This window comes from Kribbella sp. NPDC020701 (genome assembly GCF_055562215.1).
In genome coordinates this window covers 71,976-97,683 of record NZ_JBVHFT010000014.1, presented here as the reverse complement: position 1 = coordinate 97,683, position 25,708 = coordinate 71,976, and the positions used below count along the sequence as shown (strand labels likewise).

The 25,708-nt window shown below is 67.5% G+C and carries 17 protein-coding genes; 9 read left to right on the top strand and 8 right to left on the bottom strand.

The window, feature by feature from the left end; all coding sequences use genetic code 11:
- Window positions 1–47: 47 nt before the first annotated feature.
- The gene (locus tag ACZ3HV_RS29945; protein ID WP_465688973.1) at window positions 48–3,701 is read left to right on the top strand and encodes an NPCBM/NEW2 domain-containing protein; all 3,654 of its coding nucleotides are present in this window, start codon (window positions 48–50) and stop codon (window positions 3,699–3,701) included.
- A 154-nt stretch (window positions 3,702–3,855) separates the two neighbouring features.
- The gene (locus ACZ3HV_RS29940) at window positions 3,856–5,298 is read left to right on the top strand and encodes a DUF7059 domain-containing protein (protein ID WP_465688971.1); all 1,443 of its coding nucleotides are present in this window, start codon (window positions 3,856–3,858) and stop codon (window positions 5,296–5,298) included.
- Here ACZ3HV_RS29940 and ACZ3HV_RS29935 read toward each other — a convergent pair.
- The 8 genes from ACZ3HV_RS29935 to ACZ3HV_RS29900 form a co-directional block, all read right to left on the bottom strand.
- On the bottom strand, window positions 5,292–6,857 hold the full coding sequence (locus tag ACZ3HV_RS29935) for a GGDEF domain-containing protein (RefSeq protein ID WP_465688969.1): 1,566 nt from the start codon (window positions 6,855–6,857) through the stop codon (window positions 5,292–5,294). The two genes, ACZ3HV_RS29940 and ACZ3HV_RS29935, sit on opposite strands and share 7 nt — an antisense overlap.
- A gap of 35 nt (window positions 6,858–6,892) precedes the next feature.
- Window positions 6,893–8,449: a GGDEF domain-containing protein gene (locus ACZ3HV_RS29930; protein WP_465688966.1), complete on the bottom strand. Its 1,557-nt coding sequence runs from the start codon at window positions 8,447–8,449 to the stop codon at window positions 6,893–6,895.
- 508 nt (window positions 8,450–8,957) lie between these two features.
- On the bottom strand, window positions 8,958–10,262 hold the full coding sequence (locus ACZ3HV_RS29925; RefSeq protein WP_465689285.1) for a cytochrome P450: 1,305 nt from the start codon (window positions 10,260–10,262) through the stop codon (window positions 8,958–8,960).
- Window positions 10,263–10,628: 366 nt separating this feature from the next.
- Window positions 10,629–11,426, bottom strand: a complete 798-nt coding sequence (locus ACZ3HV_RS29920) for a DUF2785 domain-containing protein (RefSeq protein WP_465688964.1) — start codon at window positions 11,424–11,426, stop codon at window positions 10,629–10,631.
- A gap of 183 nt (window positions 11,427–11,609) precedes the next feature.
- On the bottom strand, window positions 11,610–12,425 hold the full coding sequence (locus tag ACZ3HV_RS29915; protein ID WP_465688962.1) for an ABC transporter permease: 816 nt from the start codon (window positions 12,423–12,425) through the stop codon (window positions 11,610–11,612).
- 1 nt (window position 12,426) lies between these two features.
- Window positions 12,427–13,428, bottom strand: a complete 1,002-nt coding sequence (locus ACZ3HV_RS29910; RefSeq protein ID WP_465688960.1) for an ABC transporter ATP-binding protein — start codon at window positions 13,426–13,428, stop codon at window positions 12,427–12,429.
- Between the two features lie 320 nt (window positions 13,429–13,748).
- The gene (locus ACZ3HV_RS29905) at window positions 13,749–16,052 is read right to left on the bottom strand and encodes a sodium-translocating pyrophosphatase (RefSeq protein WP_465688958.1); all 2,304 of its coding nucleotides are present in this window, start codon (window positions 16,050–16,052) and stop codon (window positions 13,749–13,751) included.
- Window positions 16,053–16,290: 238 nt separating this feature from the next.
- Window positions 16,291–16,650 carry an STAS domain-containing protein gene (locus ACZ3HV_RS29900; RefSeq protein ID WP_465688956.1) on the bottom strand — a complete coding sequence of 120 codons (360 nt, stop codon included), beginning with the start codon at window positions 16,648–16,650 and terminating at the stop codon, window positions 16,291–16,293.
- Between the two features lie 160 nt (window positions 16,651–16,810).
- On the opposite strand from ACZ3HV_RS29900, the gene ACZ3HV_RS29895 reads away from it, so the two are divergent.
- The 7 genes from ACZ3HV_RS29895 to ACZ3HV_RS29865 all read left to right on the top strand — a co-directional run bounded on the left by ACZ3HV_RS29895 (window position 16,811) and on the right by ACZ3HV_RS29865 (window position 25,667).
- A complete protein-coding gene (locus tag ACZ3HV_RS29895; protein WP_465688954.1) occupies window positions 16,811–19,120 on the top strand; it encodes a DEAD/DEAH box helicase in 2,310 nt (769 codons plus the stop codon).
- 38 nt (window positions 19,121–19,158) lie between these two features.
- Complete coding sequence (locus ACZ3HV_RS29890; RefSeq protein ID WP_465688952.1) at window positions 19,159–19,569, top strand: hypothetical protein; 411 nt, start codon at window positions 19,159–19,161, stop codon at window positions 19,567–19,569.
- 416 nt (window positions 19,570–19,985) lie between these two features.
- The gene (locus tag ACZ3HV_RS29885; RefSeq protein ID WP_465688950.1) at window positions 19,986–20,753 is read left to right on the top strand and encodes a hypothetical protein; all 768 of its coding nucleotides are present in this window, start codon (window positions 19,986–19,988) and stop codon (window positions 20,751–20,753) included.
- A gap of 597 nt (window positions 20,754–21,350) precedes the next feature.
- A complete protein-coding gene (locus ACZ3HV_RS29880) occupies window positions 21,351–22,778 on the top strand; it encodes an extracellular solute-binding protein (protein ID WP_465688948.1) in 1,428 nt (475 codons plus the stop codon).
- Window positions 22,778–23,713: a carbohydrate ABC transporter permease gene (locus ACZ3HV_RS29875; protein ID WP_465688945.1), complete on the top strand. Its 936-nt coding sequence runs from the start codon at window positions 22,778–22,780 to the stop codon at window positions 23,711–23,713. The genes ACZ3HV_RS29880 and ACZ3HV_RS29875 overlap by 1 nt, the downstream gene beginning before the upstream one ends.
- Entirely contained in the window at window positions 23,710–24,531 is an 822-nt protein-coding gene (locus ACZ3HV_RS29870; RefSeq protein WP_465688943.1) for a carbohydrate ABC transporter permease, read from the top strand. The genes ACZ3HV_RS29875 and ACZ3HV_RS29870 overlap by 4 nt, the downstream gene beginning before the upstream one ends.
- Window positions 24,531–25,667, top strand: coding sequence for an ABC transporter ATP-binding protein (locus tag ACZ3HV_RS29865; protein ID WP_465688941.1), 1,137 nt, complete (start codon window positions 24,531–24,533; stop codon window positions 25,665–25,667). The genes ACZ3HV_RS29870 and ACZ3HV_RS29865 overlap by 1 nt, the downstream gene beginning before the upstream one ends.
- Window positions 25,668–25,708 lie beyond the last annotated feature (41 nt).

Below are 25,708 nucleotides of genomic sequence, written 5' to 3'. Positions count from 1 at the left end.
TGTTCATTGATGCGTGAAGTGAGGCAGTCGTGAGCATCTTTGTCCGCATGAAACGTTCAGTAGTCGCCTTAGCCTTGATCGCCGGTGCTCTCGTGGCTGCCAGCGGTCCGGCCCGGGCCGACGGCACCACGCTCGGTGACGTGACCGGGTTCTCCGCCGACAAGGCGACGTACACCCTCAGCGCCGGGGCGGCGAAGGTGCGCGTGGTCTTCTTGAAGGACGATGTCTTCCGGCTCTGGCTGGCGCCGGACGGGAACTTCACCGACCCGGCCAACACCCCGCCCACCGACCCGGGCGGCCCGGCGTCCAACATCGTCACCAAGACCGACTACGGCATCCCGAAGACCTCGTGGCGGGACCGTGGCTCCTACTACTCGCTCACGACCGGCAAGGTCGAGGTCCGCGCGCAGAAGTCCCCGCTGCGGTTCTCGCTCTACCGGGCGAACGGCCAACTGGTCTGGGCCGAGAGCGCGCCACTGTCGTGGACCGACACCTCGACCACGCAGACCCTCGGCCGCGGCGCGAACGAGCAGTTCTTCGGCGGCGGCATGCAGAACGGCCGCTTCTCACACCGCGACGAGACCATCAAGATCTCCCGCGACTTCAACTGGGAAGACGGCGGCAACCCGAACGCCTCGCCCTACTACATGAGCACAGCGGGGTACGGCGTACTCCGCAACACGTTCACCCCCGGCAGCTACAGCTTCACCAGTCCCGTGGTCACCACGCACGACGAGAAGCGGTTCGACGCGTACTACTTCGTCGGCGACCTCAAGACCTCGCTGGATCGCTACACCGAGCTGACCGGCCGTCCGTTCATGCCGCCGATCTACGGACTCGAGTACGGCGACTCCGACTGCTACAACCGCGGCCACTACGCCACCGACCCGGACCCCAGCAACGACTGGAAGGTCAACCCGGACAAGGTGACCACGCTGGACGCCGTGAAGGTCGCGCAGAAGTTCCAGGACGAGGACATGCCCGGCGGCTGGATGCTCGTCAACGACGACTACGGCTGTGGTTACTCCGCCAACACCGACTCCGAGCAGGTCGACGGCACCTGGTGGGGCAAGCGGGACATCCCCGCACTCAAGCAGACCGGTGACGAGCTGCGGCAGCGCAACATCCAGATGGGTCTGTGGACGCAGTCCTCGCTGGACCGGCAGCCGGCCGAGGTCGGCGACGCAGGGGTCCGGGTACGCAAGCTGGACGTCGCCTGGGTCGGTCCGGGCTATCGCTACGCGCTGAGTGCGTGCGACACCGCACACGACGGCATCGAGCAGTACAGCAACGCCCGCGGCTTCGCCTGGATGGTGGAGGGCTGGGCTGGTGCACAGCGGTGTGCGGTGCAGTGGACCGGGGACCACAGTGGCTCACTGGACGCGATCAAGTGGCAGATCCCGGCCATCACCGGCTCCGGCAACTCCGGTATCGCCTACAGCGCGGGTGACGTCGACGGCATCTTCGGCGGCTCGGCGACGTCATACGTCCGGGACATGCAGTGGAAGGTGTTCAACCCGGCCTTCATGACCATGTCCGGCTGGTCCACCCCGGCGTACAAGCAGCCGTGGGCGTACGGCGATCCGTACACCTCGATCAACCGCAAGTACCTGAAGCTGCGCGAGCGCCTGCTCCCGTACTTCTACACGTACGCCGCTGAGGCGCACCGGACCGGAGCACCCCTCAACCGCTCACTGGTCCTCGAGTACCCGGACGACCCGAAGACCTGGGACGACACCACCAAGTACGAGTTCCTGGCCGGCAAGGAGTTCCTGGTCGCACCGATGTGGGGTGCCGATGAGGTCAAGAACGGTATCTACCTGCCCAAGGGCCAGTGGGTCGACTACTGGACCGGCCGCGTCTACCAGGGCCCAACCACGGTGAACGGCTACCACGCCGCGCTCGACACCCTGCCGCTGTTCGTGAAGGCCGGTGCGGTCGTGCCGATGTGGAAGGAAGGCATCAACAACGCGGCCGAGCAGGGCTTCGGCGATCGGCTCACGGTCGACATCTATCCGCAGGGCAAGTCGTCGTTCACGTTGTACGAGGACGATCGCGTCACCCGCTCGTCCAAGTCGGCGTCACAGGTCTTCTCGGTCGACGCACCGACGCAGTCCCGAGGTGACGTGACCGTGAAGATCGGCGCCAGCGTCGGTACGTACGCCGGCAAGCCGAGCACCCGCCCGTACGAGCTCACCGTCCACACCGGCACCGCACCCCGCGAGGTCACCGTCGACGGCCGCAAGACCAGTTGGACCTACCAGAACGGCGTCGTCCGGATCAGCACCGCGCCGATCTCCACCTCACACACCGCAGTCGTCCTGCTCACCGGCACCTCGTCTGTCGGCGGCCCGGATGTCGCGAACACCTTCGGCACGCCCGAACTCACCACCCCGTCGCTGTGGAATGCACCCGGCCAGGCCACTGAGGTCACGGGCACGTTCCGCAACGACAGCCGCACCACCATGCAGAACGTTCAGCTGAACGTGCAGGTCCCCAGCGGTTGGTCGGTCACCGGCGCGAGCACTTTCCCGACTGTGCGTCCCGGCCAGACCATCACGACCAATCTGCAGGTCACGCCGGGTGCCGACGTGAAGCCCGCGAGCTTCACACTGGAACTGAAGGCCAGTTATGTTGCCCAAGGCAAGAGCTACAGCAATAGCGCGGCGGCCACGGCCCAGTTGCCGTACGCATCGTTGTCGCAGGCAGCCAACGTGGTCGGCATCAGCGATGCGGCGACCTATGCACAGGGCAACTTCGACGGATCCGGCAACAGCTTCAACGGTGAGGCTCTCGCCACGGCCGGGTACACGCCCGGAGCGACCGTGACCGTTCAGGACGCCCAGTTCACCTGGCCGACCGGCGTACCCGGAACACCCAACCTGGTGAAGAACCAGCCGGCTCCGATCCTGGTGTCCGGCACCGGTTCGCATCTCGCCTTGCTGGGCGCGGGTGCCAGCCTCAACGCCCGCGGCACCGTCACGATCATCTACACCGACGGCACCGAGTCCGAGGGCACGTTCCAGCTACCCAACTGGTGCTGCCAGGACCCGGCCACCGGCGGCGCGAAACTCGCGGTCTCGGTCAAGGGTCGTTACACCGCGGCCGGGCTCGCCAACACCACGACCGACTACCGGGTCTTCTACACCGCCGTACCACTGGATCCGGGCAAGACGGTCAAGGCGATCAAGCTGCCGGGCGGCGGGCTCGGCTTCTTCGCCGCCACCATCGCCGACAAACCGTTGCCACCAGCACCTACTGGCTCTCAGTGGGTCAGTGATCTGGAGTTCCTCGACTCCACGAACGGCTGGGGACCGGTGGAGCGGGATCACAGCAACGGCGAGGACGGCGCGGGTGACGGTGGCCCGATCACCCTCGACGGTGCGCAGTACGCGAAGGGCCTCGGTACGCACGCGCCGTCGTCGGTCAGCGTGCGACTCGGCGGCAACTGCAACACCTTCACCGCCAAGGTCGGCGTGGACGACGAGATGGAGGATCGCGGCAAGGTCAGCTTCAAGGTCCTGGTCGACGGAGTCGCCAAGTACACCTCCGACCTGCTCACCGGTACGTCGCCGACCGCGGACGTCTCGGTCAACGTGGCCGGCGGCCAAACCCTCACCCTCCAGGTCGCCGACGGCGGCGACGGCGTCACCAGCGACCACGCCGACTGGGCAGACGCCAAGGTGAGCTGCAACCCCTAACCCCTCCTGCTTGCCCACTGAGATGCGGGGTTGCCCCCTCAGATTCTCAGTGGGCAACCCTCCAACTCGGGGGTTATCCCCCGAGTTGGAGGGTTTGCGGTTCTGTGGGGGACGGGGCGGATCGGGGTGGGTGGGTGGTGGGAGGATGGGGGGTGTGAAGGAACTGACGGGGAGCGACGTGGAGGCGTTGCGGGCTGCGTTCGCGCGGGCCGGGTACACGGTCGAGGGGGTTGCCGAGCGGCTCGGCGAGCAGGCGAATGGTGCGCTGGCTCGCAACGAGACGACTCTTGCGAGTCGGCGTACCTCGTCAGGTGATGCTCTCGACACGATGATCCGGTTGTTCCTGCTGCAACGCGACGTACCGGAATCCCTTGTTACACAGGCGTTTCCCGGCGTGGATCTGGTTGCTCTTGGCATCATCACGATCAGCCAAGGGCGAGTACGGGCGGTGCTCGACATCCGGCCGTTCGCGGAGGACGACCGGCAGTGGTGGGTGATCGCCGACCTGACGCCCGGGCTCGACGGGCGACGGGAGCCGATGCGGCCGGACTACGTGCTCGGGATCGCACCGGCCAGCCTGAGCCTGATCCACCTGACCGTGCCGATCAAGGCCGAGCGGGCCCTCGACATCGGCACCGGCTGTGGGATCCAGTCGCTACACCTGGCCGACCGGGTCAACCAGCTCGTCGCCACCGACGTCAACCCGCGCGCACTCCAGCTCGCCCGGTGGACGGCCGCGCTGAACCGGATCGACCTCGACGTTCGCGCGGGCAGTCTGTACGAGCCGGTCCACGACGAGCGGTTCGACCTGATCGTGAGCAATCCGCCGTACGTGATCTCGCCACCGGGCGAAGGGCTGACCTACCGCGAGACCGGGTTCGCCGGTGATGCCGTGGTCGAGCAGCTGGTGCGACAGGCGCCGTACCACTTGACCGAAGGCGGCTGGTGTCAGCTGCTGGCCAACTGGACCTGTGTGCGTGGTGAGGACTGGCAGGACCGGATCGACGGCTGGACGGGAGACCGGTCCGCGTGGGCAGTGCAGCGCGAGCAACTGGACCCATCGGAGTACGTCGAGTTGTGGCTGCGCGACGCCGGTCTGCACGGGTCGGCTGAATACACGGCCAGGTACGACGCATGGCTGCGGTGGCTCGACGAGCAGAGTGTTGAGGCGATCGGCATGGGCTGGATCACCTTGCACAACGTGGAAGGCTCGCTCGAAGCCGAGGCCTGGCCGTACGAGATCGAGCGTCCCATCGGACCGCATGTGCTCAGGCGGTTCGAGCGAACGGAAGGGCTCGCGGAGGACCTGACCGGGCTGCACCTGGTGCTGGCGGACGACGTCGTCCAGGAGACCAGTGGGCAGCCAGGTGCCGAGGACCCCGCGACGATCGTGCTGCGCAGGCAACGCGGGATGCGGCGGGCCGAGCAGGCGGACACAGTACTGGCCGGCTTCGTGGGCGCCTGTGACGGCGACCTGAGCGTCGGCCAGATCCTCGGTGCGCTGGCCGACCTGCTCGATCGTCCATTGCAGGATGTATACCGGGACTACCTCCCGGAGGTCAGACGCCTTGTCGTAGAAGGCTTTCTGGACTACTGAGTACGCCGGCGCCGGCGCTTCTCGGCGTACATCCGCCGGTCGGCCTCGGTGAGCAAGTCGGCCACCGGCGTACCGTCGGTGCTGCTCGCCTGCCCGATGCTGAGCCGCAGCAGGGCGAACCATGGCTCCACCGCCCGCGCCGCCTCCCGCTCCGCGGCGGCCTTGATCCGCTCCACCATCTCCCGCGCACCGCGCTCGTCCGGCTTGTCCAGTACGACGACGAACTCGTCCCCACCGGCTCGCGCGACCACGTCCTCGGCCCGGCACTGCTCCGACAACAGGTGGCCGACCCGCCGCAGTACTTCGTCACCGCACGCATGCCCGTAGCTGTCGTTGATCACCTTGAGGTTGTCCACGTCGATCGCCACCACTGCCACCGAACGGCCTGCGTCGTGCGCGACGGACATCCGCTCGTCCAGCGCCCGCCGATTGCCCACACCGGTGAGCGGATCCTCCCGTGCGGCCCGCCACTCCGCGTCATGCCGGATCGACAGCTCATGGTTGGCCAGTGCGCTACGTACGGCGTACAGCCCCCGTAACCGCTCCGCCCACCAACCCCTGGTGATCGCACGCGCGTACTGCAGCCCGGTCAACGCTCCGGCATCACCTGACTGCGCCACGATCTGCACGGCCGTGTGGCGGACCAGTGCCTCCGCCGGAGGATCGGATGTCGGTGGCAGATCACTCCCAGCCCGCGCCGCGGCCTCCATAGCGTCGTCGATCCGCCCAGTAGCGGCGTACGCCTTGGCCAGATAGGCTCCCGCGATCGCAGCCAGCTCCAGGTCACCCAGCTTGGCCAGCTGATCCCTGCAGTCCTTGAGGATCACCGCCGCCTCGGCGGCATCGGTCTCGTCATTGCTGGCGGCCAGCCACATCCGCCCGGCGATCGGCCAGTACCCGCGCAGGTCGTCGCGCACGATCACGTCGATCGCCTCACCGGCCCACCGGTGCGCGGACCGCTTCCGCTCCCGGATCTCCTCGTCGTACGTCGTGTCGCCGAGGCGCTCGAGCTCGTGCGCCCAACGGAGATTGGACTCGGCCAGATTGAGCCGGTTGATCGCCGGCGCCTCGGCCAGTCCGAGCGGATCGTGATCGCCTTCCGCGGCGAGCTCGAAGTGTGGGATGCACAACTCGTACAGCCGGAGCAGGTCGTAGGCGTAACCGAGGCCGGTGTGGGCCCAGCCGGCCAGTCCGAGATCGCGGGTCCGCGAAAGCGCGTTCTCCGCGGCGACCAGGTCGGCGACCGAGTCACCACCCTCACCGGTGCGGATCAGCGTGACGATCCGGATCGCGATCGCGTTCGCCTCCCAGCCCGGCTCGTCGATCGCGCGGGCGACCCGGATGCAGCCATCGACCGCGTCCAGCGCCTCGATCGCGTCAGTGGCGTGATGGGCCGCGACAGCCCGCACGTACTCGGCCGCGGCCCGCTCGTGGCTCGGCTCCGGGCCGAGCTCGGCCAGCAGCGCACTGATCTCCAGCCCGGCCTCGGCCGGATGGCCCGACTGGGCTCGCGTCATCGCCTCGGCGATTCGTGCCGTCACCCCCGACGTCTCGCGCACCACACCTCCCCTGCGTGCCCCGAACTCCTCCGGCCTCACCTCTTGCGGCGCTTGTCGCCGTACAGACGCCGATCCGCCGTGGCGACCAACTGATCCACACCGGCGCCTTCCGCGGTCGCGGCGTACCCGATGCTCAGTCCGAGCCGCCCCAGCCAGGGCTTGCCCGTCGTGGCCGCGATCGCGGCGACCGCGGTCCGGATCCGCTCAGCCAACTGCGCACCACCCTTGGCATCGGGCTGATCGAGCACTACGAAGAACTCGTCGCCCCCCGATCGAATCACGGCATCGGTCGCTCGCGCCTGTTCTACCAGGAGATTTGCAACAACCTGCAGCAATTCGTCCCCGCAGGCGTGCCCGTAAGTGTCGTTCACCAGCTTGAGATCGTCGACATCGAGGGCCAGCAACGTCACCGCGCGGCCCGAGTCCCGGGCCGCGGTCAGCCGCTCGTCCAGCGCGCGCCGATTCCCCACGCCGGTCAGCGGATCATGCCGCGCCGCGTGCCACTCGGCGTCGTGCCGTGCGGACAGGTCGCGGGTGGCAAGCGCATGCCGTACGGCATTCAGCGCCCGCTGCCGCTCCTTCCACCAGCCCCGGGCCTCCGAGCGCGCGTACTGCAAGCCGATCACGGCTCCCGGCTCACCGCCGGCCGCGGCGATCTCCGCCCTGGTGTGCAGCACGAGCAGGTGAGTCGATGGGTCGGCCAACGGAATCAGGTCGTCCGCGGCCCGATCCGCCGCCGCCCTGGCTTCGTCCGGTTTGCCGTCGGCCTGCAACGCTCTGGCCAGGTATGCGCCGGCGATCGAGAGCCGCTCGGTCTCACCCAATTTGCTGATCTCGTCGCGGCACGCGGTCAGTTCGGCAACCGCGTCGGACGGATCGGCTTGGGTGGCGGCCGCCGCGAGCCACAGCTGGGCCGACAGCCGCCAGAACTCCTGGCTCTCGTCCTCGACGATCACCCGCTGCGCCTCGCGCGACCAGTACGCCGCCGAGGCGAGGCGCTCCTGGATCTCCTGCCCGTACGACGGGTCGCCGAGCCGCTCGAGTTCGTGGGCCCATCGCAGGTACGTCTCGGCCAGGTTCAGCCGGTCGATCGCCTCGGACTCGGCCAGCTCGAACACGTCGTCGTCGAGCTGAGTGGCCCGCTCGTAATGCGGGATGCACAGTTCGAAAAGTCTCAGGACGTCGTACGCGTAGCCGAGGCCGGTGTGCGCCCACGCGGTCAGTCCGGCGTCCTTGGTCCGGCTGAGGGCGTGCTCGGCCGTGACCAGGTCGTTGACCGTGTCGCCGCCACGGCCGCTGCGGGCCAGGTTGATGATCCGGATCGGCAGCGCGTTCGCTTCCCAGCCCGGCTCGTCGATCGCCTTCGCGACCGCGATGCAGTCGTCGACCGCCCGGAGTGCCTCGTCGGCGTCGCTCGCGTGGTGCGCCGTGACGCCACGCACGTACTCCGCGGCCGCGAGGTGGTAGCACGGCACACCACCGAGCTCGGCCCGGATCACCTGGATCTGGACTGCCGCGATCGCATGCCCACCCGACTGGGCCGATGTCATCGCGGCGGCGATCCGGGCGGTCAGCGCGTCATCCGTCGCCATCTCGCCACTACCCATAACCCCGCCGACGGCCTTCCCTGTCTCCCCCACCCGTACCTCGGGCCGGACCGCCCATTGTGACCACCCACCCCCACTCCTGTCACGACCCGAACGGGCCACCGACCACCTAGTGCCATCAATTCACTACCCACAAGAACCACCAGTTCCGTAAAAACCGGCCCTGGAAGGGGGCGGGACAGGCACGGGTGGGACACCTGGTGGTGGGCGGGCACTGGTACTGGTGGGGTGGGATACCTGGCGGTGAGCTGGCACAGGTACTGGTGGGGTGGGGCACCTGGCGGTGAGCTGGCACAGGCACCGGTGGGGTGGGACACCTGGCGGCGGGCTGGCACAGGCAGCGGTGGGGTGGGACACCTGGCGGCGGGCTTGGACAGGTTATTGCTTGTCTAAGCCCCCCAGCAGGTGTCCCAAGCCCCGCGAACCGGCCAACGGGACAGCCGCCGCGGAGCGGTGTGCTTCGCGGCGGCTGGGGTTTGCGGTGGTTGCGGTGTTAGCCGGCGGCTTGTTGGGTGGTGGTGGCGTGGAGCTGGACGGGGAGGGTTTCTACGCCGTAGACGATGGAGAAGTCGCGGAAGCGGAGTTGTTCCTCGGGGACGGCGAGGGAGAGGTCGGGGAAGCGGTGGGCGAGCGCCGTGAAGGCGGCGCGGAGTTCCATCCGGGCGAGTTCGGCGCCGACGCAGCGGTGCATGCCGTGGCCGAAGGCGAGGTGCGCGGACGACACCGTACGGCGTGGGTAGAAGTCCTCGGCGTCGTCGCCGAAGACCCGCTTGTCCCGGTCGGCGCCGGACAGCGACACCGCGACCAGGTCGCCCTTCTTCACCTGCTGGCCGAACAGCTCCTGGTCGTGCCGCGCGAACCGCGGGAACGCGACCTGGACGACGGTCAGGTACCGCAGCAGTTCCTCGACGATCCCATCGACCGCGCCGGGCTCGTTCCGGATCCGTTCGAAGTTCTCCGGGTCGCGCAGCAACACCAGCGTGCCGAGCGCGAGCATGCTCGCCGACGTCTCGTACCCACCCAGGAACACCCCGTCGGCAAGACCACCGAGCTCGATGTCGTCGAGGTCGTCGCCCTGCTCGCGGATGATCGACCCGATCAGCCCGTCACCCGGGTTCGCCCGCTGCTTACGTACGATCTCGAACAAGAAGTCCCGCGACTCCGAAGCCGACCCGAACACCCCGATCCCACCACCGGACAGGTCGAACCGGGCCGGACCGAGGGCGCGGAACCGGTCGCGGTCGGACTCCTCCACCCCGAGGAGGTCCGCGATCAGCAGGAACGGCACGTTGAAGGCGAAGTCGGAGACGATGTCGGCGATCGGCCCCTTGGCCTCCATCAGGTCCAGCTGGTCGTTGACGATCTTCTCGATCGCCGGCTCCAGCCGGGCCAGCCGGCGCTTGGTGAACTCGGGCGTCAGCAGCTTGCGCAACCGGGTGTGGTCCGGCGGGTCCGTGAACCCCAGACCACCGATCCCCTCCGACGGCTTGTTCGGGTCCGAGCCGACCAGCGGCCGGATGTCGTTGCTGAAGTTGGTGGTGTCGGCGAGCACGGCCTTCGCCTCGGCATGGCCGCTCACCACCCACACGTTCAGCCCGAACAGATGGGCCAGTTTGTGCACCGGCTCCGTCTCCCGCACCTCGGCCAGCGCCGGAACCGGATCCAGTCCGGTACGGCGCAGCGGCATCGAGACCGAGCTTGGGAACATCCGCATCTTCGACAGGTCGAGACCACCCTTTCGGGTGGTCCTACTGAGAATGCGGTTGCCCACCCATTTCTTCAGGTATGTCGCAACCATGACTTCCACGCGCCCTCTCTGAACCGCTTGCCCCCAACGGCTTTGTCACCTAAAAACTAGCGTCGCCAAGGACCAGATCTGATGGTGTTGGCACTACTCGGGTAGTGGCGTTGGCACCACCATGGGAGGGGTCCATGGTCGTGCCAGGACAGACCTTGTCATAGACGAGATCCATGCTTCCACCGGTATCCACCTGTACCTCGCCCGGGCGTGCGACGCACCGTACCTCAGGGGCACTTCAGGGAAAACCCAGCCGAAAGTAGGATGCGCCGCCCACCCGCGGTCTGCTGCTATGAACAACGAACCGTGCACACACTAAATTCAGGGTAGCCTTGCCCCGAGCCGGCGCCGGACGAGAGCTCGATCTCACAGGTAGTACGGCGTAACCACGCGAATGACCTCGGTGATCTTGGCTTTCACCGCGTCGCGCTGGGGAATGCGCGTGAGGATCCCCGCGCCGGTCGGCACCCGGATGCCGTGGTCGACGAGAACGTAGAGAGCACGCAGAGTCCGGATGGTGTTGGTGACCTCCGGCGCAATGCCTTCCGCGGGTGGGTTGGAGAACGCGCGCAGCGCCGGATCGAGCCACTCGGTGGCGTCGGCATCGGTGAGCTCGGTGCGGGTGAGGGTAGCCGCCAGGGCATACCCGAGGCGATCGTCTTCCATGTCGCGCAGGACGTGGCCGGTCGGCGTGAGCAGGCGGCCAATCCCCAGGCGGAGCATCTGGACGGGCTCGACCGCGGAGTGCAGCCCCAGGGTGCCGAGCAGGTCGGCACCGTGGGCGACGGCGTGCAGCCAGCCAAGCTTGGCGTCGTACCCGCGCAGGTCCTCCTCAGCGACGTACCAGCGTTCGAACGGCGGCACCCAGCTCGCCTCGAAGACACCGGCGGAGACGATCGCGTCCAGGATCAACGGAGAGAACGTACGAACCTGGACCTCGCTGTCGCCGAACCTCGGGACCATCGCGTCGCCCAGGGCGCGCAGCTGGTGATCCGAGAACACACCACGGCCGATCCAGGTCGCGAGGATTGCGTACGCCTGCCGGTCCCGCACCGTCGGATCCGGTGACCGCAGCATTCCGGCCAGTTCCGCGACGAGCTCGTCCACCGAACGATCTTCCGGAACCACGTACCCGTCATCGCGCACCCGCGCCCAGTCGGTCATGCGCGGCACGCTAGACGCTCCGCAGTCCACCTCGCCACCCCCTGGCCGCCGACAAAGGAACGGCCCGTGGCACATCCGGTCTCCCAGATGCTCCACGGGCCGCAGCGGCCAGGACCCCTCAGCCCGGCCGAGCCACGCGCCCCCGGCCGGGCCCCTCAACTCGGCCGGGGTCGTCTTGGTGTGTCAGGCGTCCCGCTTGCTCGCCGTGAACAGGGCGATGAGCATCAGCGCGGCCGCCCAGCCGGCGAAGTACAGCAGGGCCCACCAGGGGCTGAGCGCGAAGTCGCTGCCGCCGGCGCCCTGTCCGGCCAGACCGAAGTCCTGCCCCTGGTTGAGGAACGAGCTGCCGTTCGCGAACGGCGCCCACTTGGCCAGGTCGTCGCCGACCTTCGGGATCAGGTTGACCAGGTTCTCGACCAGCAGCGGCCAGAGGATCAGGATCGCGATCGCACCGGCGCTCTGCCGGATCAGGATGCCGACCGCCACCGCGATCACCGCGGAGATCGCGAACACCAGGCCCTGCCCGGCCAGCAGCCGCCACTCGGCACCGGTGTTGATCGACAGGTCCGCGCTGCTCGCGAACAGGCTGCCGATGCCCCACGCGCCGAAGGACGCGATCAGACCGACCACCGCGGCCAGGAACGCGACCACCGCGGTCTTGCCGAGCAGCAGCGCGGCACGCTGCGGAACGGCCTGGAAGCTGGTCCGGATGGTGCCGAACCGGTACTCCGTCGTGACGGCCAGCGCGGCCATCACCATCATCACCATCTGGCTGAGCTGGGCGCCCGGCTGGGTGATGAAGATCGTCGCCTGCTGTTCCTCGTCGCCCTTGAGGAAGCCGGTCGTCAGCGCCGCGAACCCGACGGTGAGGAAGGCCGCGATGACCATGCACCACCACGGCGAGCGGGTGGAGAAGAGCTTGATCCGCTCGACCGTGATCACCGACATGCCGCCGTACGTCGGACCGGCAACGTCCACGCTCTTGTACGTCGTCGCCATGTCAGTTGTCCTCCTTCGGACCCGCGACGACCTCGGTGTTCGTCGGTGCGTCGAGTGGTGCGCCGACGACCGCCGCCGCCAGCTGGTCGTGGGCGTGGTACTCGACCGAGTCGCCGGTCATCTGCATGAAGGCCTGCTCCAGCGAGCCGCGCTGCAGGGTCAGCTCGTGCAGCACGATGCCGTGCGCGGCGGCTGTCTCACCGACCTCGTCGGTGGTCAGGTCACCCTCGACGAACAGGACCTTGCCCTGGTCCTCGACGTCCTCGATCCGGGTCACCAGCTGCTGCCCGTGCAGTACGCCGGCCAGTTGGTCGAGCTGCGGGGTCCGCACCTTGACCGTCGTACCGCTGGCCCGGTCGACGAACTCCTGGGTGGTGCTCTGCATGATGAGCTTGCCGCGGCCGATGACGACCAGGTCCTCGGCCGTGAGCGCCATCTCGGACAGCAGGTGGCTGGACACCAGCACGGTCCGGCCCTCGTCGGCCAGCCGGTGCATGAAGGTCCGGATCCAGACGATGCCCTCCGGGTCGAGACCGTTCACCGGCTCGTCGAAGAGCAGCACCTCCGGATCGCCGAGCAGCGCACCGGCGATACCGAGTCGCTGGGACATACCCAGCGAGTAGGCACCGGCCCGCTTGTTCGCGACCGCGGTCAGGCCGACCATCTCCAGTGCCTTGTCGACCGAAGCCTTCGGCAGCTTGTTGGACGCGGCCATCCACATCAGGTGCGCCCGGGCCGACCGGTTCGGGTGCACCCACTTCGCGTCCAGCAGGGCACCGACCTTGGTCAGCGGCCGATGCAGGTCGCGGTAGCGCTGTCCATCGATCGTGACCTCGCCGGAGGTCGGGGTGTCCAGGCCGAGGATCATCCGCATGGTGGTCGACTTGCCGGCCCCGTTCGGGCCGAGGAAGCCGGTCACCTTGCCGGGTTTCACCTCGAAAGACAGGTTGTCAACGGCAACGGTTGCGCCGTATCGCTTGGTGAGGCCCTTTGCCTCGATCATCGCCGTACTCCTCGTTCGGTGGCGCGTCGGTAGTCCTGTGTCGTATCTCAGTATCGAGGTCTGACCGGTCCAGATCATCGGACCCGGGGCGGAGCCGGTGTGTCCACCCGTGGGTTGATTCTGCCGTCCGTCCGGACCGGGCTGCCATCGGTTAATGCCCTGACCACGACCCCGACGATCCCCTATCCACGCATCGGCGCGCATCAGCCGAAAGTCGACGAACGACGTACTTCGGTCTGTCCGGGAGCGAAGCTGGAAGACACTGCCAAAAAGAAGAACGGCCCGTCGTAGACAAACGACGGGCCGTTCTCGATGCTGCTTTACGCGGCTGCGTTCACTTCGGCCGGAGTCTCGGAGATGACCGACTCGCGACGCTTGGAGACGATCACCGCCGCGACCAGGATCGCTACCGCCGCCAGGGCGATGCCGATCCGCAGGCCGGTGTTGGTGTCGTCGCCGATCGACGACAGGCCGACGACGGCCGGGGCGATCAGCACCGAGACCAGGTTCATCACCTTGATCAGCGGGTTGATGGCCGGGCCGGCGGTGTCCTTGAACGGGTCGCCGACGGTGTCACCGATGACGGTGGCCTCGTGCGCGGGCGAACCCTTGCCGCCGTGGTTGCCGTCCTCGACCAGCTTCTTGGCGTTGTCCCAGGCACCACCGGAGTTGGCCAGGAAGACCGCCATCAGGGTGCCGGCACCGATCGCACCGGCCAGGTAGCCGGCCAGCGGTGCGGCGCCGAGGCCGAAGCCGACGGCGATCGGCGCGGTCAGCGCGAGCAGACCCGGGGTCGCCAGCTCCCGCAGCGAGTCGCGGGTGCAGATGTCCACGACCTTGCCGTACTCCGGCTTACCGGTGCCATCCATGATCCCGGGAATGTCGCGGAACTGGCGACGGACCTCGTAGACCACCGCGCCGGCGGCGCGGCCGACGGCGTTGATGGCCAGACCGGAGAACATGAACACCACTGCGGCGCCGAGGATCAGGCCGACCAGAGTGGCCGGGTTGAACACCAGTGCGTCCGCCTCGAACTTCGCGTAGTTCTCGCCCAGGGAGGACCGGATCGAGTCGGTGTAGGAACCGAACAGGGCGGTCGCGGCCAGTACGGCGGTCGCGATCGCGATACCCTTGGTGATCGCCTTGGTGGTGTTGCCGACGGCGTCCAGCTCGGTCAGGATCTGGGCCGCCTCGCCGTCCACGTCACCGGACATCTCGGCGATGCCCTGCGCGTTGTCGGAGACCGGGCCGAAGGTGTCCATCGCGACGATGACGCCGACGGTGGTGAGCAGACCACAACCGGCCAGCGCGATCGCGAACAGCGCGACCACACCGGAGCCGCCGACCAGGAAGGCGCCGTACACGGCCGCCGCGATCACCACGGCGGTGTAGACGGCGGACTCGAAGCCGACCGAGATACCGGACAGGATCACGGTGGCGGCACCGGTCAGCGACGTCTTGCCGACGTCCTGGACCGGCTTGTCTTCGGTGCCGGTGAAGTAACCGGTCAGGGCCAGGATGATGGCCGCCAGCACGATGCCGATGAGCACCGAGACGGTGGCGATCAGCCGCGGGTCGCCGTCGTGGGCGGCGATCACGTCGGTGGCTCCGGTCAGGTCCTTGAAACTGCTCGGCAGGTAGACGAACGCGGCCACCGTGCACAGGATCGCTGAGACCAGCCCGGAGATGTAGAACGCGCGATTGATCGTGCGCAGGCCGTTCTCGCCGGTCCGCGGGCGCGTCAGGAAGACACCGATGACCGCGGTGACGGCACCGATGGCCGGCACGATCAGCGGGAAGATCAGGCCCTGCTCGCCGAACGCGGCCTTGCCCAGGATCAGCGAGGCCACCAGCATCACGGCGTACGACTCGAACAGGTCGGCGGCCATACCGGCGCAGTCACCCACGTTGTCGCCGACGTTGTCGGCGATGGTGGCGGCGTTGCGGGGGTCGTCCTCGGGGATGTTCTGCTCGACCTTGCCGACCAGGTCGGCGCCGACGTCGGCAGCCTTGGTGAAGATACCGCCGCCGACCCGCATGAACATGGCCAGCATCGCGGCACCGAAACCGAAGCCCTCGAGCACGGTCGGGGCGTCACCCTTGAACAGCAGTACGACGAGCGCGGCGCCGAACAGGCCGAAGCCCACGGTCGCCATGCCGACGTGGCCACCGGTGCGGAACGCGATCCGCATGGCGGGCTCGCGGCCCTCGTCCCGGGCGGCCGCGGCGACCCGGACGTTGGCGCGCGTCGCGAGCCACATGCCGAGGTAGCCGATCAGGGCGGAGAAGCCCGCACCGACCAGGAAGAAGACGGATCGGAAGATCTTCAGCGTCGTCTCGTTGTCGCCGTCAGTGTGCGCGGGCAACAGGAACAGCAACAGAAACGCGACCACGGCGAAGATCGACAACGTCCGGAACTGCCGGCTCAGAAAGGCCGATGCGCCTTCCTGGACCGCTGCGGCGATCGTCTTCATGTTCTCGGTGCCATCGTTCGCGGCAAGCACCTGGCCCCGGAAGACCATCGCAATGGCGACCGCGAGGATCGCGATCACTCCGACGACGATCACCAGTGTGGTGTTGCTCGACGAAAGATCCACCGCTTGTGGAGCAAGCAGCGCGGACATCCGTCCTCCTTGTAGGCAACCCATGCAGGCTTGACGGCCCCCGTCTGCCGCAACCGAAGGGTTGGGAAAATACGACACAGCACCAAGGAACTGGCGCGGTGGGTCACTCTAACGGGTATCCGACCAGACCTGACGACAGGGTGGTCTACGCCATACCCGAGCGGCGGGGCAAGATCTCCCCCTCGCCCCCGCTCGCCTCCTCACGCTTCGTAGTGCAGTGGACACCTTTTCGCTTCGGTCAGATCGCCGAGGCGACGTCCGGGTGGATGTCGAAGACCTTGGTCAGGCCGGTGATCCGGAAGATCTTGAGCAGCCGCTCCTGGGTGCAGACCAGGGACAGGGATCCGTCGTGGGTGCGCACGCGTTTGAGTCCGCCGACGAGCACACCGAGGCCGGTGGAGTCCAGGAACTCCACGCGTTCCAGGTCGATCACCAGGTGGTGTTCACCGTCGTCGACGAGGGTCGCGATCTTCTCCCGGAGCTTCGGTGCGGTGTAGACGTCGATCTCCCCCGCCACCTCGATGACGGTGCGCCCGCCCTCGGCGCGCGCGGTCAGCGACAGATCCACTTCGGCCTCCGATCCCGTGAACTGCTGCATTCAACCATGTACGGACCGTGAGTAGGGCCGTTGCCGAAAACTCTTTCATCTCGTCACACCGAAGTCGATCTCAGTCCAGAAAAAGCCGCGTGCATCCGGCGCGTGCACACGCCCGTGCACGCCTGAGGCAACTGTCCGCAGTCAGGACTAGGCTCGCGGTATGCGTGCAGGAGGTGAGGCGGCGGCCGTGCTCAAGCGTTTGGCGAACGGCCGCGACGATCGGCTCACGCATGTCGAGTCCGTGCCGCCGCGGCTGGGACAAACGTGTGCTTGGCCGCGCTGGGTCCCCGACGACGTGCTCGGCCAGCTCGCCGATGCAGGGATCACCGCACCGTGGACTCATCAGGTCGCCACCGCGGAAGCGGCGTACGGCGGGAAGCATGTCGTGGTCGCGACCGGCACGGCGTCGGGCAAGTCGCTCGGCTATCTCCTGCCCGCGTTCGCCACCTTGAGCATCGCCCAGGCCGCGTCGCCGCATCGCCGGATCGCGTCTGTTCTGTACTTGTCCCCCACCAAGGCTCTGGCGCATGACCAGCTCCGGGCGGTCTCGTCGTACACAGTGCCTGGTCTGCGCGCGACGACACTGGACGGCGACTCGGAGCGCACCGAACGCGACTGGGCTCGCGACCACGCGACGTACGTGCTCAGCAATCCCGACATGCTGCACCGCTCGGTCCTGCCGAACCACCAGCGCTGGGCACGCTTCCTGGGGTGCCTGCAGTACGTCGTGGTCGACGAGTGTCACCACTATCGCGGTGTCTTCGGTGCGCACGTTGCCGGCGTACTGCGCCGATTGCGCCGGGTCTGTGCGCAGTACGGCGCCCATCCGATCTTCATCTGCGCTTCGGCGACGGTGGCCGAGCCGGCGGTGTCCGGCGAGCGACTGACCGGTCTGCCGATGGCGGAGGTGGTGGAGGACGGCTCTCCTCGCGGTGGCGTCTCCTTTGGCCTGTGGGAGCCGCCGCTGACCTCACTGCGCGGCGAGAACGGCGCCCCGGTACGGCGTTCCGCCACGGCCGAGGTGGCCGACCTCCTGACCGATCTGGTCGTGTCAGGCGTGCGGACCGTGGCGTTCGTCCGATCTCGGCGTGGCGCGGAGACAGTCGCGATGACAGCGCGGGAGAACCTCGTCGAGGTCGACCCTTCGTTGTCAGACCAGGTGTCCGCGTACCGAGCGGGCTATCTGCCCGAAGAGCGTCGACGACTTGAGAGCATGCTGCAGAGTGGTGAGCTCACCGGGGTCGCTGCGACCAATGCGCTTGAGCTAGGCATCGACATTGCCGGACTGGACGCCGTACTGCTCTCCGGCTGGCCTGGTACGCGCGCATCCCTGTGGCAACAGGCCGGACGCGCCGGCCGGGCCGGGGGCGACGCTCTGGCCCTACTGGTCGCACGCGATGATCCGCTGGACACCTATCTGGTCCGTCACCCGGCCGCCATCTTCGGACGCCCGGTCGAAGCGACAGTCTTCAACCCTGAGAACCCATATGTGCTTGGTCCGCAGCTCTGCGCCGCAGCACAGGAGTTGCCTCTCACCACCGATGACAACGAGATTTTCGGCAGTACGACGCCAACCGTCATCGCCCAGCTGGTCCGGCAAGGGCTCCTGCGCGAGCGGCCGCATGGCTGGTTCTGGACCCGCCGTGAGCGGGCTGTGGATGCCATCGACATCAGGTCAGCCGGTGGGAAGACAGTGCAGATCGTGGAGGACCAGACCGGTCGGCTGCTCGGCACAGTCGACGGCGGCTCGGCGCATGCCTCGGTGCACGAAGGCGCTGTCTACGTGCACGCGGGTGAGTCGTACCTGGTCCGGACCCTGGACCTCGAAGAGCACGCGGCCGTCGTCGAGCCGGCCTCACCCGACTACACCACCTTCGCCCGGGATCTGACCGAGATCAGCATCCTGGCGACCGAGGAGACGTGTACCTGGGGTACGGCGGAGTTGTCGCGCGGCTGGGTCCAGGTGAAGAGCCAAGTGGTCTCGTACCAGCGCAAGCTGCTCGCGACTGGCGACGTACTCGATGAGCAGCCGCTCGACCTGCCGGAGCGCACGCTGCGGACCAAGGCGGTCTGGTGGACCGTGCCGGACGCCGTCATCGAGGGACTCGGGCTGGCCGACGTACCCGGGGCGGCGCATGCGGCCGAGCACGCGTCGATCGGTCTGCTTCCACTCTTCGCCACCTGCGACCGCTGGGACATCGGCGGCGTCTCCACCGCCCGCCACGCCGACACCGGCTGCCTCACCGTCTTCGTGTACGACGGCCACCCGGGCGGAGCCGGATTCGCCGAACACGGGTATGCCTCGGCGCGCGAATGGTTGACTGCGACACGCGAGGCGATTGCACACTGTGAATGTACGGATGGATGCCCGTCGTGCGTACAGTCGCCCAAGTGTGGGAACCAGAACAACCCACTCGACAAGAGCGGCGCGGTCGCGCTGCTCACCGCACTCCTGAGCAGTGAGGCCTGAAAGAGTCCGGCAGTCTCCGGACGGAGAGGCAGCTTGCCATGGTCGTCCTCGGAATCGTTCTGATCGCGCTGGCCGTGTTGTTCGGGCTAGGGGTCTCGGTGTCGTCCACCGCCTCGACCACGCTGGAGGTCTTCGGCGTCGACTTCGGCGTCGCCGTACCGACCGTGTTCTTCCTCGGCGCGGTGACCGGGGTGGCGCTGCTGGCCGGACTCTGGCTGACGAAGAAAGGACTCGGCCGCGGCTACCGCCGCCGCAAGGAGATGCGCGAGCTCCGCGCCCAGGCCTCGACCGCGCCCAATGACACCGTCGGGGGCGAGATCACGGAAAGCGACGCCACCTCCGACACTCCCGCAGCCCTGGAAAGCACCCGGGAAGCCCCGGTCGACGAGCGGCTCGCGGTCGAGCAGGAGCTCGCTCCGGACCCCAAAGACACCAAACAGCCGCACTGACAACTCTGTTGCCGAAGGCATCAACTAACCCAATGAGGTACTGGAATATCCCGAGGTTGCCGTAAGATCTCGATCGAAACACAGCCTCCACTCGGCGGCCACACGGCTGGTCTTCAGCCGGATTTCGGTGCCCTGCGCAACGACTTTGGCCTGGCAGTTAGTTGCCATTGGCATCAAGTTCCGGGGTCTCGCCATAACCACCGCCGACGCACTTGTGCCTTACTGGTTGTGGCGTCAACGTCGCGTTGAGTCACTTTCGGCCTTCCGGGCCACACCGCCTCCTCACGGGGGATCGACCCGCAGCCCACCCCACAGCGCTTCGGGTGTCCGTCGCGGTTCCCGGAACGCGGATCGGCTCACGTCACGGGGTCCCGACGACCTGACGCTTCGAGATAGCACGACCTCTGGAGGTTGTCTTGATCATCCGTAAACTGTTCAGCCGCACCGGCGTGGCAGTTCTCGCGGTCAGCGTCGCGCTGGCTACCGCCGTACCGGCTCAGGCCGCGAACCCGGTCACCGGCGGTTCGACCGCCCCCGGCGTCGAGGTGGGCGTGGCGAAACAGATCGCCACCCGCGCCGACACGCGATACTGCCTCACCTTCGTCGCGGCCGCCAAGGTCCCGATGGCGGTCATGATGGCGTGTGCGCCGGGCAAGGAGGGCAAGACCCAGGAGTGGATCTACACCGAGTCCGGCCAGCTGCAGGTCGCGATGAGCAAGAGCGTCGGTGGCGCCCTTGCCAAGACCGGCGCGTGCCTGGACAGCGGTGCGGACCTGGCGAAGGTTCCGGCCTCCGCGCCACTGCTGGTGCTGCCCTGCCGTAGCGGCGACGGCCAGAAGTGGACCTACGACGAGGGCGCCGGCACGTTCGTGAACGCCGCCAGCGGTCTCGCCCTGACGTCCCTGCTCGGCAAGGGGAAGGCCAAGCAGGCACAACCGACCGGCAGCATGTCGACAGCCGGTGCACCGGTCCAGAGCTGGAGCGCACTGCCGCTGCCGGGCCTGGACATCCTGGGCGCGGTTCTGGCGCTCGTGAACGCACTGCTGGCATCGCTGGGCCTGGCCCTGCCGCTGCCGATCGCGAACGCGGCCTCCAGCCTGCTCCAGCTGGTTCGGCCGCAGCTGCCCATCCCGGCACAGATGACGGCGCTGCCGAAGCAGATGATGCAGTTGGCCCAACGCTGAGTGATCCTTAGCCGAACAGAGGACGGCCGGCCCCGACGATGTCGGGGCCGGCCGCTGTTCTCACTCCTTCGGATCGACACTTCTCGTTCAGTTGTCCTGGTGATCCTCGGTGGGTGGGTGGAGCGGTGCTCGGGGAGATTCCGGAATCCCCGGTGCTTGCGCGTCAGCGGGAGCCCGGTGGGATCGTCACCGGCCCACCAGCCCGGTCGCGGCCGTCACCAGCCGGCGAGTCGGGTCACCACCAGCAGTGGTGCCACCAGTGGTGGCAGTGGCTGAGCAGGTCATCCACCAGGCAAGAAACTCCGTACAGCAGTCCCATGTCGTTCACCTCCGATCCACTGAACCGGTCGGCAAGACCGTACCGCCGCTGATCACGGTCTGTATCTACTCAACTACCTGTTGGCACATAACCTTGAGCATCCTTTAACTCTTCCGCAATGCATCCCGCCCGGCCCGGACTTGACACTCCGCCGTTGGTTGCCTACAGCCCCGGACAAACGTTCGTCCCAGGGTTGGAAAAAAGTCTTCACATAGTCGCTCAGGAGTGCCAATGTTTGACCGGCACTCTCGCTGGACCACTTTTCGCAAGGAGCCTTGATGCGATCTCTCACCCGGCTGTCCACCGCCGGCGTTCTCGGCGCGGCGGCGCTCGCCCTGCTCACCGGCTGCCTCGGCTCGTCCGACTCCGGCAGCGGCGACCAGGACGCGAACCGCAACTCCGACGCCAAGAAGGTCGAGCTGACGATCGGCTCGAACTCGGTCAAGGGCGGCAAGAGCAGCGCCGGCGCCACCTTCCTCGAGGACGTCCTGATCCCGAAGTTCGTCGCCGAGCAGAAGGGCAAGGGCGTCGACGTCACCGTCAAGTTCCAGGGTGACGGCTCCGACGACGAGGTCTACAAGCAGAAGCTGTCGCTCGACCTGTCGAACAAGTCCGGACCGGATCTGTTCCAGATCGACGGCATCTGGGTCGGCGAGTTCGCCCAGGCCGGCTACATCAAGCCGCTCACCGACACCGTCGGCGACGAGGCCAAGGTGAACGACTGGGACGGCTGGAAGCAGATCCCGGAGTCGGTCCAGCAGCTCGGCAGCTTCGAGGGCAAGCGGTACGGCGTCCCGGGTGGCACCGACGGCCGGGTGCTGTACTTCAACAAGAAGCTGTTCCAGCAGGCCGGCCTGCCCGCCGACTGGCAGCCGAAGTCCTGGGACGACATCATCACCGCCGGCCAGGCGCTGAAGAAGCTGTCCGGCGTCACCCCGATCCAGATCAACGCCGGTACGGCGATGGGCGAGGCGACCACGATGCAGGGTGTGCTGCCGCTGCTGGTCGGCACCGGCGCCACCGTCAACACCGACGGCAAGTGGCTGGGCGACACCCCGAAGCTGCGCCAAGTGCTGGACTTCTACCACAAGATCTACAGCACCGGACTCGGTGACCCGGTGCTGCAGCGTGAGGCCAAGGGCCGGGACAAGTCCTTCGCCGAGTTCGCCGCGAACAAGATCGGCATCCTGCTGGAGAGCGACTACTTCTGGCGCAGCGTGGTGGAGCCGAAGGCGGGCGTCGCCAAGATGGCCGACCGCGACTCGGCCGTCGGCTACGCGCTGATCCCGGCCGCCCTGCCGGGTGCGGGCGTGAAGGGCCAGGACTTCGTCTCGATGTCGGGCGGCGGCGCGACGGTGATCAACCCGAACACCAAGTTCCCGCAGCAGGCGTGGGAGCTGCTGCAGTTCATGAACTCCGCGGAGATGGTGAAGGCCTCGCTGGACGGCGCCGCCAAGATCACCCAGCGCAGCGACGTGAACAGCGAGGTGCTCGCCAGTGACCCGATGCTGAGCTTCATCGCCGAGAAGGTCCTCCCGCTCACGCAGTACCGCCCCGGACTGGCGGAGTACCCGAAGATCTCGGCCGCACTGCAGCAGGCGACCGCGGACGTGGTCGGCGGCAAGAGCACCGACGCTGCCGCGCGGGCCTACCAGAAGGCGGTCGAGGCCGCGGCCGGCGGCAAGGACAAGGTCGCCGGCAACTGATGACCTCTGCTCCCGCACCCGCGCCGGCTCAGGCACCTGAGCCGGCGCGGCAGGCCCGTGGGCCGGCCCAGGACGTCGCCGGGCTCGGCGTCTCCCGGGCGTTCGGCTTCGTCGCTCCGGCCATGCTGCTGATCGGCGCGTTCCTGATCTTCCCGGCGGTCTGGACGATCTACATCGGGATCACCAACTACCGGTTGACCGGTGTCGAGGCCGTCTCGCCGTCGATCGTGGGGCTGTCCAACTACACCAAGGCGCTCAACGACGCGCTCTTCCACAACGCGCTGTGGCTGACGATGCTGTTCGTCCTCGGCTCGGCGATCATCGGCCAGAACATCCTCGGCTTCACACTCGCGTGGGTGATGCGCCGTACGCGTCCCGCCGTACGCCGGACCGTCGAAGCGTTCGTACTGCTGGCGTGGATCCTGCCGTCGACCGTGGTCGCGTACCTGTGGGTCGCCTTCTACGACCGGGACGGCGGGACGCTCAACAGCATTCTGGGTACGCCGGGGACCGCGTGGCTGATCGACTACCCGATGATCTGCCTGGTGGTGTTCAACACCTGGCGCGGTACGGCGTTCTCGATGATGTTGTACTCGTCCGCGTTGCAGGCCGTGCCACCGTCGCAGCTCGAGTCGGCGCGGATGGTCGGGGCGTCGGGCTGGCAGACGCTGCGGGACGTGGTGTTCCCGCACATCCGCGGTCACGTGCTCACGAACACGCTGCTGATCTCGCTGTGGACGGCGAACGACTTCTCGCCGTTCCTGCTCACCAAGGGCGGACCGAACCACGAGTCCGAGACGGTGCCGGTCTACATCTACAACGTGGCTCTGCAGGGCGGTGAGCTCGGGTACTCCTCGGCCATCTCGTTCCTGCTGCTGATCGCGAACCTGCTGGTCTCACTGATCTACCTGCGGCTGCTCCGGAGGCGCGCATGAAACCGGCCTACGTCGTACGGCGGATCGGTTTCTACGTTCTGATCTGCGCGATCACGCTGTTCTTCGCCGTACCCATGCTGTGGATCGCGTCGGCGCCGTTCGATGCTTCGCCGGGTCTCGGCGTGCAGTGGCCGGACTGGACACTGGAGAACGTGCGCAAGACCCTCGAGCACCCGTACGCGATGCACTCGATGGTCAACTCGCTGCTGATCTGCGTCACCACCGCCGTTGCCGTGACTGCCTTTGCCGCGTTGGCTTCGTACGCGTTGTCGCGGGTCCGGATCCCCGGCCGGGACGCCCTGCTCTACGGGTTGTTGCTGCTGTCCTCGGTCGTCACCGGGACCGCCGCGATGGTGCCGATCTTCGTGATGATGTTCCAGCTCGGGCTGATCGACTCCCGGTTCGGGGTCGCGCTGGTGATGACCGGCGGGCTGTTGCCGGCGGCAATCTTCATCCTGAAGGACTTCGTCGACGCGGTGCCGAAGTCGTACGAGGAGTCGGCCCGGGTCTTCGGCGCGTCCACGGGGCAGATCCTGCGCGACGTCGTACTGCCGGTGGCACGGCCCGGCCTGGCCACGATCATGGTCTGGGCGTTCGTGAACTCCTGGGGCAACTTCCTGGTGCCCTTCCTACTCATCCGGTCGATCGACAAGCAGCCCGGTGCGGTGCTGATGCAGACCCTCACCGACGAAGGCGGCAGCGTGAACCTGCAGGTGCTGCCGGTCTTCTCGCTGCTGTTCTCGATCCCGGTCGTCGTGCTGTACCTGCTGGTGAACTCGCGGTACGGGTTCCGCTTCCATGGAGGGATCAAGAGCTGATGGCGGGCATCGACATCGAAGGCCTGGCGACCGTCTACCCCAACGGCGTACGCGCCGTCGACGGGCTGGACCTGCACGTGGCCGACGGCGAGTTCTTCGCTCTGCTCGGCCCGTCCGGCTGCGGTAAGACCACGCTGCTGCGGACGATCGCGGGCCTGGAGTCCGCGACCGAGGGCAAGGTCCGGATCGACGCTGCCGACGTGACCCGGACCGAACCGGGCAAGCGCGGCGTCGCGATGGTCTTCCAGGACTACGCCCTGTTCCCGCACATGAACGTGGCGGAGAACATCACCTACCCCTTGAAGGTACGACGAGTTGCTCCCGCGACCCGTCTCGCGGTCGCCGAGCGTACGTCCGGCGAACTGTCCTTGCAGGGTCTGCTCGAACGGAAGCCCGGCCAACTGTCGGGTGGTCAGCAGCAGCGAGTCGCACTGGCGCGCGCGATCGCGTCCGAGGGCAAGGTGCTGCTTCTGGACGAGCCGCTGTCGAACCTGGACGCACGCTTGCGGTTGGAAGCGCGGACGTTCCTGAAGAAGCTTCAGCGCGATCTGGGCATTACCACGGTCTTCGTCACCCATGACCAGGCGGAGGCACTGGCCTTGGCCGACCGGATCGCGGTCATGGAGGCCGGCAAGCTCCGCCAACTCGGTTCGCCGCGCGAGGTCTTCGCCCGGCCCGCCAACACCTTTGTCGCCAATTTCATCGGCTCGACCCCGATGAACCTCCTCCCCGGCACCGTCGCCTCCACCACCTCGGATGCAAGCCCGAATGGCTCGGCCCCCGAAGGTGCGGTCGGCTCGGTCTCGGTGGCCGGCGGCTCGTTGCCCGCGACAACCTTCTCCGCACCCGCCGGGGCCGAGGTGATCGTGGGCATCCGCCCCGAGTACCTGACTCTCGCCAAGGGCGACGTCACCGGCCCGGTCCTGCGTGGCTCGGTCGTGGTCGCCGAGAACCTCGGCACCCAGTCCCTCGTCAGCGTCGACTGCGACGGCACGCTGGTTGGCGTCACCGTCCCGGAAGAGGACGAACCCGCCCCCGGCACCACGATCGTCCTCACCGCCCCCGCATCCCGGGTCCTCCTCTACGACCGGGACTCCGGCAACCTCCTAGCCCGCCAACCCGTCCCGGTCAGCTGATGCATCTCACAACGCCTCGTACCCGCCTACCGATTACGGTC